The following is an 11,983-nucleotide window of genomic DNA, read 5'->3' on the forward strand; positions in this document are numbered from 1 at the left end:
GCGCCGGGGCGGCGGGTGCGCTCGCGCAGCCGCCGGGCGGCCTCCTCGGCCTGGCGGCGGTCCTGGGCATGCGCGAGACGGCGCCGCTCCTGGCGGCGGACGTGGACGATGTAGCTGGTGAGCAGCGCGGCGAAGAGGCCGGGCACCCACAGGTAGGTGCGGCCCTGGGCGGCGGTGAGCAGGCCGCCGAGGGCGAAGGCGAGCAGCAGCACCATGGTGGTCCGGCGCCGGCGGGCGAGGACCTTGGCGCGGGCGGCGGCGGGCGGCGGGGGCGGCGGAGCGGGCGACGGCGACGGCGACGGTGCGGGAGCGGGCGGGGACGGGGGGTCGGCGGGGGCGACGGGGTGGGCGTAGGCGCGCAGGTCGACTGCGGCGTCCTCGCCGTCCGTGGTGTCCTCCGCCTCGTCCGCGGTGGCCTCTCCGGTGGCACGCTTGCGCCGCCGCTCGGTCAGCGCCCTCCCCGAGAGCAGCCGCATCGCGGTGCTGAAGCGTTCCGTCGGGCGTGCGTCGTTGAGCTCGTCCTGTCGGCGGAGCCACATGGGAACGAGGTACGCGGCCCATGCCCCGACGATCATTGCGAAGATGAGGCCACTGCTGTTCACGATGACACGGTAGAGCGGTTTGCGCGCCCGCATCTGCCAAATTGCGCGGTGTGTTGCACGATCGGGGCTCTTCGCCGGTCATTTCCTCGGATTGTTATCGAGCGAATCCGAGGAATTCGAATGTGTGTTTTATTCCATGAGGGAAGGCGACGGCGGGGCGGAACGGAGGGCGTGCCAGCGCGGAAGCAGGCCCCCCGGGACCTCCTCGGCGGTCAGGGCATACACCAGGTGGTCGCGCCAGGCGCCGTCGATGTGCAGGTAGCGGGGCCGGATGCCTTCCTCGCGGTAGCCGAGCTTCTCCGCGACCCGGCGGCTGGGGGTGTTCTCCGGGCGCACGCAGATCTCCAGGCGGTGCAGGCCCAGGGTGAAGAAGCAGTGGTCGGTGGCCAGGGCGACGGCGGTGGGCATCACGCCGCGGCCGGCCACCGCCCGGTCGATCCAGTAGCCGATGTGCCCCGCGCACATCGAACCCCAGGTGATCCCGGCGACCGTGAGCTGCCCCACCAGCCGCCCGCGGTATTCGACGATGAACGGGAGCATCCGGCCGGCCCCGGCCTCGCCGCGCAGATGGCGGACCATCTGCCGGAAGGTGGGGCGGCGGGCGGGCAGGTGGCCCGGCGCCACCGGCGGCAGGGTGGCCTCCCAGGGGCGCAGCCATTCCCGGTTGCGCCGGTTGACCTCCATCCAGGCGCGGTGGTCGCGCTGGCGTATCGGACGGAGCGTGACATCGCCGTCCGCCAGCTCGGCGGGCCAGTGGGCGTTCATCGGGAATCTCGCGTCTCGGCGGCTGTGCGCGGGTGGTCCCCGCCGCGGATCTGCTGCACCGCGTGCAGCAGCAGCGGTTCCAGGACGGCCAGTCCGTCCCGCACCCCGCCCGTGGAACCGGGCAGGTTCACGATCAGCGTACCCCCGGCCACGCCGGCCAGCCCGCGGGAGAGCGCGGCGGTGGGGACCTTGGCCATCCCGGCCGCCCGGATCGCCTCGGCGATGCCCGGGACCTCGAAGTCCAGCACCCGCCGGGTCATCTCCGGGGTGCGGTCGGTGGGGGTCAGGCCGGTGCCGCCGGTGGTGACCACCACGTCGTAGCCGGCCCCGGCCGCGGCCCGCAGCGCGGCCTCGACCGGTTCGCCGTCCGGCACCACCTGGGGGCCGTCGACGGCGAAGCCCATGCGGCGCAGGCCGTCGGCGACCAGCGGGCCGCCCGTGTCGGTGTAGACGCCGGCCGAGGCACGGTTGGAGGCGGTGACGGCGAGCGCCCGGTAGGAAGGGGCTGCGGGGGGCGGGGTCATGGGCGGCGGCTCCAGTCGCCGGACTTCCCGCCCGTCTTCTCCTCGACCCGGATGTCGCTGATCACCGCGCCCTTGTCGACGGCCTTGACCATGTCGACCACGGTGAGCGCCGCGACCGAGACGGCGGTCAGGGCCTCCATCTCGACGCCGGTGCGGTCCGTGGTGCGGACCCGGGCACTGATCAGGACGGCGTCGTCGGAGAGGGAGAGATCCACGGTGACGCCGGACAGCGCCAGCGGGTGGCACAGCGGAACCAGGTCGGGGGTGCGCTTGGCACCCATGATCCCGGCGATGCGGGCCACGGCCAGCGCGTCCCCCTTGGGCACGCCCTCGCCGCGCAGCAGTTCCACCACGCGCGGGGACACCAGCACCCGCCCGGTGGCCCGCGCCGTGCGGGCGGTGATCTCCTTCGCCGACACATCCACCATCCGGGCGGCACCGGAGTCGTCCAGATGTGTCAGATGCGAGCTGCTCATGGGGAGTGAGAGTACCCCCAGGCCCGCCCGGGCGCCGGGCCGTCAGCCGCCGCGGGTGAGGAGCACGGCCTCCAGCTCGGTGCCCGGCGCCACCTCGGTGACGTCCTCGGGGACGACGAGCAGGCAGTCGGCCTGGGCGAGCGCGGCGATCAGGTGCGAGCCCGCGCCGCCCACCGGCCGGACCGTGCCGGCCGCCGGGTCGTGGTGGCCGCGCAGGAACTGCCGCCGCCCGGCGGGCGAGGCCAGCGGCTCCGGTGCGTCCAGCCGGACCCGGACCCGCGGCCGGTGCAGGTCGGGACCGGCGTGGCCGGCCATGGCGCGCAGCGCGGGGCGCACGAAGATCTCGAAGGAGACGTAGGCCGAGACCGGGTTGCCGGGGAGGGCGAGCAGCGGGATGCGGTCCGGGCCGATCAGCCCGAAGCCCTGCGGCTTGCCCGGCTGCATGGCCAGCCGCCGGAACTCCACCCGGTCCGGGGCGCCGGCCGGTCCGGCGAGGGCCTCCTTGACCACGTCGTAGGCGCCGACGCTGACCCCGCCGCTGGTGACGATCAGGTCGGCGCGGACGAGCTGGTCCTCCAGGGTGGCGCGCAGGGTCTCGGCGTCGTCGGCGACCGCGGCCACCCGGTAGGCGTCGGCCCCGGCCTCCCGGGCCGCGGCGGTGAGCAGGAAGCCGTTGGAGTCGTAGATCCGGCCGGGCTCCAGGGGCTCGCCGGGCTGGGCCAGTTCGCTGCCGGTGGAGACCACGACCACCCGGGGACGGGGCCGGACCCGGACGGCCGGACGGCCGATGGCGGCGAGCAGCCCGAGCTGCGGCGCCCCCAGCACGGTGCCGGCCGGCAGGGCCACGGCACCGGCCGGGACGTCGCTCCCGCGGCGGCGGATGTGCGCGCCGGGCCCGGGGGCGCGGTGCACCCGGACCTGCCCGCCCGCCTCCTGCGGGCGGGCGCTGTGCGGGGACATGGCGGCGGCCGGGCCGCCGCCGCTGCCGCCGTCCGTCCACTCCACCGGGACCACCGCCTCGGCACCGGACGGCACCGGGGCGCCGGTCATGATGCGGGCGGCCTCGCCGGGCCGTACCACGGGCGGGGTGCCGCTGCCCGCCGCGACGTCGCCGACCACCCGGAGCACGGCCGGGTAGGTCTCGGACGCGCCCTCGACGTCGGCCAGGCGCACCGCGTAGCCGTCCATCGAGCTGTTGTCGAAGGGCGGCAGGGCGAGCGGGACCATGACGTCCTCGGTGAGCACGCAGCCCTGGGCGTCCGCCAGGTTCAGCTCGATGGGGTCGAGCGGGCGCAGCGCCCCGAGGATGTCCGCCAGGTGGTCGTCGACGGACGTCAGGTCAGTCAATCTCCTGCATCTCCCCGTTGACGTACTTCACCAGCCAGTCGCGGAAGTCGGGCCCGAGGTCGGCGCGCTCGCAGGCCAGCCGGACGATGGTGCGCAGATAGTCGCCGCGGTCGCCGGTGTCGTAGCGGCGGCCCCGGAAGACCACGCCGTGCACCGGGCCGCCCAGGGACGGGTCCGCGGCCAGGGTCTGCAGGGCGTCGGTGAGCTGGATCTCGCCGCCGCGGCCGGGGGCGGTCTCGCGCAGCACGCCGAAGACGGCCGGGTCCAGGACGTAGCGGCCGATCACCGCGAGGTTGCTGGGGGCGTCGGCCGGGGCCGGCTTCTCCACCAGGCCGGTGACCTTGACCACGTCCTGTTCGCCGGTGGGCTGCACGGCGGCGCTGCCGTAGAGGTGGATCTGCGAGGGATCGACCTCCAGCAGCGCGATCACCGAGCCGCCCTGCTCCTCGCGGACCCGGGTCATGGTGGTGAGCAGCGGGTCGCGCGGGTCGATCAGGTCGTCGCCGAGGAGGACGGCGAAGGGTTCGCTGCCCACGTGGGGGGCGGCGCACAGCACGGCATGGCCCAGACCCTTGGGGTCGCCCTGGCGGACGTAGTGGATGGTGGCCAGGGCGCTGGACGCCTGGACGGCGGCCAGCCGCTCGGCATCCCCCTTGCGCCGCAGCGCGTCCTCCAGCTCGTAGTTCCGGTCGAAGTGATCCTCCAGCGGCCTCTTGTTCCGGCCGGTGACCATGAGCACGTCGGTCAGGCCCGCGCTGGTGGCCTCCTCCACCACATACTGGATGGCCGGCTGGTCCACCACCGGGAGCATTTCCTTGGGGGTGGCCTTGGTGGCGGGGAGAAACCGCGTACCGAGACCGGCGGCGGGAATCACTGCCTTGTTGATCCGGGGAGAAGAACTCCGGGGACGAGAGGTCATGTGGTCACCTTATCCGTTTTAGGCTGCTCACTCAGCGTACCGATCCGGAGTCGGTTGTGGCGGGAACAGCCGGGAACGGTGTGCGGTCAGGAAAGGAACCGGCGGGAACGTGGGCAGCGTGAGCGATATCGGCGCGCGGAAACAGGCGGTGCGCAGGGATCTGCTGGCAGTACGGGCCGCGATGGCGGACGACGAGCTGGCGCAGGCGGCCGAGGGGCTGGCCCGGCACGCCCTGGCGCTGCCCGAGGTGGCGGGCGCGGGGACCGTGGCCGCCTATGTCTCGGTCGGGCACGAGCCGGGCACCGGAAAGCTGCTGGAGGCGCTCCGCGGGCGCGGCACCCGGGTGCTGCTGCCGGTGCTGCGGGACGACGACGACCTGGACTGGGCGGAGTACGCGGGGCGCGGCGCGCTGGCGGAGGCCGACCACCCGGGGCGGATCCGGCTGCTGGAGCCGGGCGGGCGGCGGCTGGGCCCGGACGCGGTGTGCGAGGCGGACGTGGTGCTGCTGCCGGGGCTGGCCGTGGACGCGCGCGGCGTGCGGATGGGCCGCGGCGGCGGATCGTACGACCGGGCGCTGGCCCGGCTGGACGCGGCCGGCTCCGATCCCGCGCTGGTGGTGCTGGTGTACGGGCACGAGGTGGTGGGCCACCTCCCGGAGGAGCCGCACGACCGTCCGGTGCACACCGCGGTCACCCCGCACGGGGTCCACCGCTTCCGCTGACGGGGGCCTCGCCGCCGGCCCGCCGCCCGATGACCGGCCGGCCTGACCGGCCGGCCCTGGTCCTGATCCGCCGGCGGGCCCGGGCGGGCCCGGCGGGCGGGGTCAGCGGGCCGGGCGTCAGCGGCGCGGGTCAGCGGGCCGGGCGTCAGCGGCGCGGGTCAGCGGGCCGGGCGTCAGCGGGTCAGGGGCGGAGGGTGAGGGTGTCCGTCGTGGTGTCGGNGTCAGGGGCGGAGGGTGAGGGTGTCCGTCGTGGTGTCGGCGACGGCCTCGTCGCTCCAGGCCCAGGGCAGGTACTCGCCGCGGGCCCACATCCCCGTCTGGTCGGTGTAGTTGTCGTGGTAGGCGTGGCCGGAGTTGCCGGAGAGGTTGATCCACTGCGAGTCGTCGAAGTCGGCGAGGCTGACGATCATCCGCATCGACGGCACCCAGGTCACCTTGTAGCCGCCGGCCGCGTTCCAGCCGGTGGCGTTGACCGCGTCCTTGCCGCCGGAAAGGTTCCACGGCCCGCGGTTGAGCAGCCAGCGCACCGGCCCGGGCCCCTCGGCCCCCAGCGTCGGGTTGATCAGCGAAAGCTGGTGCAGCCGGCCCCAGCTCCAGGTGGAGATGTCCTTGCCGAGCAGCGAGGTCAGCTCCCAGCGGGCGTCCTTCATGGCCTTGGCCAGCAGTTCGTCCCGGTTGTCCGCGGCCGGGTCGTCGCGGTCGGCGGGCGAGGTCCACCACTCGCTCTCCGGCTCCTCCAGCAGGATGCGCACCACCTCGAACCAGCGGTCGCCGCCGTCCGGCTGCGCCGCGTCCGGCTTCCGGTCGCCGCATTCGCGCTCCAGCACCGGCTTCCCGTGTTCGTCCTCCAGCGGGGCCGAGTCGTCCGCGGGCCGCACCCACAGGCACTGGCCCTCCACCCGGACCTCCTTGGGCAGCTTGTGCCCGAAGGCCAGCTTCAGCAGGTGACGCCAGACCGCGTTGTAGTAGGCGGCGGCGGCCGAGTCGGAGTCCTGGGTGTAGTCCCAGCCCTCCAGGAGCTGCTGGGCCTCGCGGATGTACGGGTCGTCGATGTCCACCTTCAGCAGGTAAGGGGTGAGCACCTTGGCCATCTCGTTGCTGTTGTCGAGCTGGATGGAGCGCATGTCCCCCATGGAGATCTTGCCGCCGTCCGCGATCACGGTCTGGATGAGGTCGTCGATGCGCTGGCTGCGGGTGCCGTACGACCAGTCCTCGGTGAGCAGGTACGGATAGCCGTCACCGGCCACGGCCTGGTTGGCGGTGACGATGTAGCCGCGCTCCGGGTTGTACTCCCAGGGCAGCTCGTCCTGCGGGATGTAGCCGGTCCAGGCGAAGGCGGAATCCCAGCCGGGGGCGGGCAGCCTGCCGTCGCCCTTGCCGCGGACGGGGATCATGCCGGGTGCCTGGTAGCCGATGTTGCCCTCGGTGTCGGCGTAGAGCAGGTTCTGCGAGGGCACCGCGAACAGCCGGGCGGCCTGCCGGAAGTCGTCGAAGTCGCGGGCGGTGTTGAGGGCGAAGACGGCGTCCATGGTGCGGGACGGCTCCAGCGCGGTCCAGCGCAGCGAGACGGCGTAGCCCTGGCCGCGGTCGGGGGCGCCGGCGTCGACCGGCGCGTGCTCGCCGACGTTGTCCAGCTCGTCGCTGCGGTCGGAGAGGATCGGGCCGTTCTCGGTGGCGCGCACGGTGAACTCGCGGGGCTCACCGCCCGCCACCGAGATGATCTCGGTGCGGGTCTCGTACGGCACCAGCTCGCCGTCCCGCAGGTAGCGGCCGTCCTCCAGCCGCTCCAGGTAGAGGTCGCTGACGTCGGCGCCGAGATTGGTGAAACCCCAGGCGATGGTGTCGTTGTGGCCGATGACCACGCCCGGCATGCCGGAGAAGGTGAAGCCGGCCACCGCGTAGGGGCATTCCTCGGTGACCTCGGTGCAGCGCAGGCCCATCTGGTACCAGATGGAGGGCATGGACGGGCCCAGGTGCGGGTCGTTGGCCAGCAGCGGCTTGCCGGTGGTGGTGTAGTCGCCGGAGACCGCCCAGGAGTTGGAGCCGATGCCGCTGCCGTTCCGGCCGAGCAGGGCGGGCATGCCGTCCAGGGTCTGCGCCAGCGAGCCGAGCTGGGTGGAGACGCCCTCCAGGGCCTCGTCCAGGGCCTCGCCCGAGCCGCCGCCGTCGGCGTCACCGTCACCGGTGCCGTCACCGGTGCCGGCGTCACCGGTGCCGTTCTCGTCGTCCCCGGTGAGGCCAGCCAGGCCGGTGGTGTCGCCGCCGGGCCGGTAGGCGCCGTCACCGACCCCGCCGCCGTCCACGATGGGGCGGTTGCGCTCGTAGGGGTAGGCCGGATAGAGGTCGGCGATCTGCTCCGGGCTCAGCCGGCCCTGGAGCAGCGCACGGTCGATCTCGTCCTCCATGTTGCCGCGCAGGTCCCAGGCCATGGCCTTGAGCCAGGCGACCGAGTCGACCGGATCCCATTCCTCGGGGGTGTAGTCGCTGACGAAGCCGAGGGCGGCGTACTCGACCGAGATCTCCTTGCCGCTGCGGCCGGCCAGATAGGCGTTGACGCCGTCGGCGTAGGCCTGGAGGTAGCGCCTGGTGTCCTCGGAGAGCAGCTCGTCGTACTCCCGCTGGGCGATGTCCCGCCAGCCGAGGGTGCGCAGGAAGATGTCCGTGGAGACCTGGGACTCGCCGAACATCTCGGAGAGCCGGCCGGCGGTGAGGTGGCGGCGGACGTCCATCTCCCAGAAGCGGTCCTGGGCGTGCACGAAGCCCTGGGCGGTGAAGAGGTCCTCGGCGGTCTCCCCGTACAGGGTGGGAATGCCGTGCGCATCCCGCTGCACGGTCACCGGGGCGGACAGGCCGTCCACCGTGATCTCACCGCTGAGCTGGGGGAACGAGGCCCGTACCGTGGAGACGGACCACCAGGTGCCGTAGCCGGAACCGGCCACCAGCAGCAGGACAACGACGATTCCGAGGATGCGGAAGCGGCGCAGGGACTTCTTGGCTGGCATCGCTGTCCTTCGCGGGCGAACGGTCGGACTGGAGCAACCATAGACACTCCGCCAGACGGGTGGCGCCACGGGGAGGCGGCAGGGGGGCCGCAGGGGCGGCGGCAGGGGCGGCGGCATGATCCACAAGCTGGTAAATTTCCCGTAAAGCACCTGAATCCATCCGCATGTAGCGTCCAACTGAATCGCCGTCGCCCGGCCCGCCCGTCCCGCCCGCCCGCCGTATGCCCCATGGAGTGGCCCCCTGGCGCTGCCCATGGCGTGCCCGGCAGCCGCCGCAGACGGCCCGGCCCGCCCGGAAGGGAGGACCGTCCTGACCGTCGACCGCCTCAACGAGCTGATGCTCGCCGGTGCCCTGGTACTGCTCGTCGCCGTGGCGGCGGTGCGGCTGACCTCCCGCAGCGGACTGCCCACCCTGCTGCTCTACCTGGGCATCGGCATGCTGATCGGCCAGGACGGCCTGGGCGTGGAGTTCAGCGACGCCGAACTGACCCAGGTGCTGGGCTATGCGGCGCTGGTGGTCATCCTGGCCGAGGGCGGTCTCGGCACCAACTGGCGGCACATCCGGCCGGCGGTGCCGGCGGCGGCCGTGCTGGCCACCGTCGGGGTGGCGGTGAGCGTGGCGGTCACCGCCGCGGCCGCGCACTACCTGGTGGGCCTGCGCTGGCAGCTCGCCCTGGTGATGGGCGCGGTGGTGTCCTCCACCGATGCCGCAGCGGTCTTCTCGGTGCTGCGCAGGGTGCCGCTGCCGCGCCGGCTCAGCGGCACCCTGGAGGCCGAGTCGGGCTTCAACGACGCGCCCGTGGTGCTGCTGGTGGTGAGCTTCTCCGCGGCGGACGGCCTGGGCAGCGGGCAGAACAGCGCCGCGGACTGGCTGCTGCTGCCCGCCGAGATGCTGCTCCAGCTGGCGATCGGGCTGCTGGTGGGCCTGGCCGTCGGCCGCCTCGGCGCGTATGCGCTGCGCCAGGTGGCGCTGCCCGCGGCCGGTCTCTACCCGATCGCGGTGCTCGCCCTGGCCGTGCTGGCGTACGCGGCCGGGGCGCTGGCCCAGGGCAGCGGCTTCCTGGCGGTGTACGTGGCGTCGCTGGTGATGGGCAACGCCCGGCTGCCGCACCGGCCGGCCACGCGGGGCTTCGCGGACGCCATGGCGTGGGTGGCGCAGATCGGGCTGTTCGTGCTGCTCGGCCTGCTGGTGAATCCGGCGGAGCTGGTGGCGGACTTCTGGCCGGCGGTGGTGATCGGGCTGGCGCTCACCCTGGTGGCCCGGCCGGTGTCGGTCGGGCTGTCGCTGCTGCCGTTCCGCCGGCCGTGGCGGGAGCACGCGCTGTACTCCTGGGCCGGGCTGCGCGGCGCGGTGCCGATCGTGCTGGCCACCATCCCCATGGTGGCCGGGCTCGGCGGCAGCGACCGGGTGTTCAACATCGTCTTCGTGCTGGTGGTGGTCTTCACCCTGGTGCAGGGGCCGACCCTGCCGTGGCTGGCCCGGCGGCTGCGGCTGCGCGACGGCGACCAGGCCACCGACCTGGACATCGAGTCCGCGCCGCTGGAGCGGCTGCGCGGCCATCTGCTGTCCCTCACCATCCCCGAGGGGTCCCGGATGCACGGGGTGGAGGTGGCCGAGCTGCGGCTGCCGCCGGGAGCCGCGGTGACCCTGGTGGTGCGGGACGGAGCGAGTTTCGTGCCGCAGCCGACCACCGTGCTGCGGCGCGGGGACGAGCTGCTGGTGGTGACGACCGATCCGGTGCGGGACGCGGCGGAGCGGCGGCTGCTGGAGGTGGGCCGGGGCGGCAAGCTGGCCGGCTGGCTGGGGTGGTCGCGCTCACCCTGACCACGCCCCGGCCCATGCCCAGGCGCCCGGCCCACGCCGGCACCCGGCCACGCCGGCGCCCGGCCCGCCGCCCGGACCGCTCCTGGCCCGCGTCCCGGCCCGCGCCGGGGCCCGGCCCGCGTCCCGCACGACCGTGCGCGGAGCGTGTCCCCCGGGCGCCGGAAGAAGGACCTCCGCCCGGGCGTGATGTGACGGACACCAGTGGACTTCGCGGGGAGGAATGTTGCACGATGGACCGTCGTTAGCACTCACTGACGAAGAGTGCCAGGGAGCACCGGCCGGGCCGGGCCGGACCAGAGCCCGGCCCCCGGGCACCGACACAAGCGGAGGATCATCGTGCCGACGTATCAGTACCAGTGCACTGAATGTCAGCAGGGCCTGGAGGTCGTCCAGAAGTTCAGCGACGACGCCCTGACCCAGTGCCCCAGCTGCGAGGGACGCCTGAAGAAGGTCTTCTCCTCGGTCGGCATCGTCTTCAAGGGCTCCGGTTTCTACCGCACCGACAGCCGCAACAGCTCCACCGGCAGCGCCCCGTCCTCCGGCGGGGAGAAGAAGGAGAAGAAGGAGACCGCGGCCTCCTCGGGCTCCTCCGGCTCCTCCGGTTCCCCGGGCTCCGCCTCGTCGTCCGCGTCCGGCACCAAGACCGCCTCCGCCCCGGCCGCATGAGCACCCCGGCCGGGCACCGGGCCGACATCGGCGTGATCGGCGGGTCGGGGTTCTACTCCTTCCTCGACGACGTGACGGAAATCACCGTCGACACGCCGTACGGGCCGCCCAGTGACTCGCTGTTCCTGGGCGAGGCGGGCGGCCGGCGGGTGGCGTTCCTGCCCCGGCACGGCCGCGGGCACACCCTGGCCCCGCACCTGATCAACTACCGGGCCAACCTGTGGGCGCTGCGCTCGGTGGGCGTGCGCCAGGTGCTGGGGCCGTGCGCGGTGGGCGGGCTCCGGCCCGAGTACGGGCCCGGCACCCTGGTGATACCCGACCAGCTGGTGGACCGCACCAAGAGCCGGGTGCAGAGCTTCTACGACGGGCTGGCCCGGCCGGACGGCGCGGTGCCGAACGTCGTCCACGTCAGCTTCGCCGATCCCTACTGCCCGTCCGGCCGCGAGGCCGCGCTGGCCGCCGCCCGGGCGAACGGCTGGGACCCGGTGGACGGCGGCACCATGTGCGTGATCGAGGGGCCGCGCTTCTCCACCCGGGCCGAATCTCGCTGGCACGCCGCCCAGGGCTGGTCGGTGGTGGGCATGACCGGCCACCCGGAGGCCGTACTCGCCCGCGAGCTGGAGCTCTGCTACACCTCGCTCGCCCTGGTCACCGACCTGGACGCGGGCGCCGAGACCGGCGAGGGCGTCTCGCACACCGAGGTGCTCCAGGTGTTCGCGCAGAACATCGCCCGGCTGCGCTCGGTCCTGTTCGATGTGATCACCAAGCTTCCCGAGGGCGAACGGGACTGCCTGTGCACGGGCGCGCTCGGCGGGCAGCCGACCGGCATCGCCCTGCCCTGATCTTCTGCGGTTCTCCCCCCTTCCCGGACGCCCGCTGAACCGACGGCGGCTGCGCGGCGGGCCGGGAGGGGGGGAAGGGACGACTGCGGGATTCCGCTCCCGCGGCGGGTTTTCCACAGGGCTCGAAGGGTGCCGGTGGCTGCGGGCACCGTGGAGGCATGAACCCCACCGCCGCCGGCCGGCGCCGCCCCGCTGTCCCTCCCGTCCCCCCGCCCGCCCCCGCGGCCCGCGCCGTCCCCGCCGTTCCGGCGTTCGATCCGGTGCGGCCGGGGCGCGGCAGGCACCGGCTGCGCC

At 73.9% G+C, this 11,983-nt stretch carries 10 protein-coding genes and 1 pseudogene; 4 read left to right on the top strand and 7 right to left on the bottom strand.

What is annotated here, in order from left to right; genetic code table 11:
* The 6 genes and pseudogenes from GQS09_RS22740 to GQS09_RS22765 all read right to left on the bottom strand — a co-directional run.
* A pseudogene (locus GQS09_RS22740) lies at positions 1-602 on the bottom strand (hypothetical protein); the annotation flags it as partial.
* Positions 603-731: 129 nt separating this feature from the next.
* Positions 732-1,367, bottom strand: a complete 636-nt coding sequence (locus tag GQS09_RS22745) for a GNAT family N-acetyltransferase (protein ID WP_165989188.1) — start codon at positions 1,365-1,367, stop codon at positions 732-734.
* The gene (locus GQS09_RS22750) at positions 1,364-1,891 is read right to left on the bottom strand and encodes a molybdenum cofactor biosynthesis protein B (RefSeq protein WP_165989190.1); all 528 of its coding nucleotides are present in this window, start codon (positions 1,889-1,891) and stop codon (positions 1,364-1,366) included. The genes GQS09_RS22745 and GQS09_RS22750 overlap by 4 nt, the downstream gene beginning before the upstream one ends.
* Positions 1,888-2,367: a cyclic pyranopterin monophosphate synthase MoaC gene (gene moaC / locus GQS09_RS22755; protein ID WP_165989192.1), complete on the bottom strand. Its 480-nt coding sequence runs from the start codon at positions 2,365-2,367 to the stop codon at positions 1,888-1,890. Before moaC ends, GQS09_RS22750 begins: the two co-directional genes overlap by 4 nt.
* A 42-nt stretch (positions 2,368-2,409) precedes the next feature.
* Positions 2,410-3,714 (bottom strand): gephyrin-like molybdotransferase Glp, encoded by a 1,305-nt coding sequence (gene glp, locus GQS09_RS22760; RefSeq protein ID WP_165989194.1) that lies wholly within the window; start codon positions 3,712-3,714, stop codon positions 2,410-2,412.
* Positions 3,707-4,633, bottom strand: coding sequence for a UTP--glucose-1-phosphate uridylyltransferase (locus GQS09_RS22765; protein WP_165989196.1), 927 nt, complete (start codon positions 4,631-4,633; stop codon positions 3,707-3,709). Before GQS09_RS22765 ends, glp begins: the two co-directional genes overlap by 8 nt.
* A gap of 118 nt (positions 4,634-4,751) precedes the next feature.
* Here GQS09_RS22765 and GQS09_RS22770 point away from each other — a divergent pair, with 118 nt between their 5' ends.
* On the top strand, positions 4,752-5,354 hold the full coding sequence (locus GQS09_RS22770) for a 5-formyltetrahydrofolate cyclo-ligase (RefSeq protein WP_165989198.1): 603 nt from the start codon (positions 4,752-4,754) through the stop codon (positions 5,352-5,354).
* A gap of 221 nt (positions 5,355-5,575) precedes the next feature.
* Here GQS09_RS22770 and GQS09_RS22775 read toward each other — a convergent pair whose 3' ends face one another.
* On the bottom strand, positions 5,576-8,356 hold the full coding sequence (locus tag GQS09_RS22775) for a penicillin acylase family protein (RefSeq protein ID WP_165989200.1): 2,781 nt from the start codon (positions 8,354-8,356) through the stop codon (positions 5,576-5,578).
* Positions 8,357-8,609: 253 nt separating this feature from the next.
* Between GQS09_RS22775 and GQS09_RS22780 the strand changes: the two genes are divergently transcribed.
* From GQS09_RS22780 to GQS09_RS22790, 3 genes are all read left to right on the top strand, one after another.
* A complete protein-coding gene (locus tag GQS09_RS22780) occupies positions 8,610-10,181 on the top strand; it encodes a potassium/proton antiporter (protein WP_165989201.1) in 1,572 nt (523 codons plus the stop codon).
* Between the two features lie 336 nt (positions 10,182-10,517).
* Complete coding sequence (locus GQS09_RS22785; RefSeq protein WP_165989203.1) at positions 10,518-10,847, top strand: FmdB family zinc ribbon protein; 330 nt, start codon at positions 10,518-10,520, stop codon at positions 10,845-10,847.
* A complete protein-coding gene (locus tag GQS09_RS22790) occupies positions 10,844-11,689 on the top strand; it encodes an S-methyl-5'-thioadenosine phosphorylase (protein ID WP_165989206.1) in 846 nt (281 codons plus the stop codon). Before GQS09_RS22785 ends, GQS09_RS22790 begins: the two co-directional genes overlap by 4 nt.
* Positions 11,690-11,983: the final 294 nt, after the last annotated feature.

Origin of the sequence: Streptomyces sp. YIM 98790 (assembly GCF_011421595.1) — a bacterium.
Lineage (GTDB): Bacteria > Actinomycetota > Actinomycetes > Streptomycetales > Streptomycetaceae > Streptomyces.

Excerpts from the sequence above, each read along its gene's own strand:
- GQS09_RS22745 (WP_165989188.1), bottom strand. The coding sequence starts at position 1,367 with ATGAACGCCCACTGGCCCGCCGAGCTGGCGGACGGCGATGTCACGCTC.
- moaC (WP_165989192.1), bottom strand. The coding sequence starts at position 2,367 with ATGAGCAGCTCGCATCTGACACATCTGGACGACTCCGGTGCCGCCCGG.
- GQS09_RS22780 (WP_165989201.1), top strand. The coding sequence starts at position 8,610 with ATGGCGTGCCCGGCAGCCGCCGCAGACGGCCCGGCCCGCCCGGAAGGG.
- GQS09_RS22765 (WP_165989196.1), bottom strand. The coding sequence starts at position 4,633 with ATGACCTCTCGTCCCCGGAGTTCTTCTCCCCGGATCAACAAGGCAGTG.
- GQS09_RS22750 (WP_165989190.1), bottom strand. The coding sequence starts at position 1,891 with ATGACCCCGCCCCCCGCAGCCCCTTCCTACCGGGCGCTCGCCGTCACC.
- GQS09_RS22775 (WP_165989200.1), bottom strand. The coding sequence starts at position 8,356 with ATGCCAGCCAAGAAGTCCCTGCGCCGCTTCCGCATCCTCGGAATCGTC.
- GQS09_RS22790 (WP_165989206.1), top strand. The coding sequence starts at position 10,844 with ATGAGCACCCCGGCCGGGCACCGGGCCGACATCGGCGTGATCGGCGGG.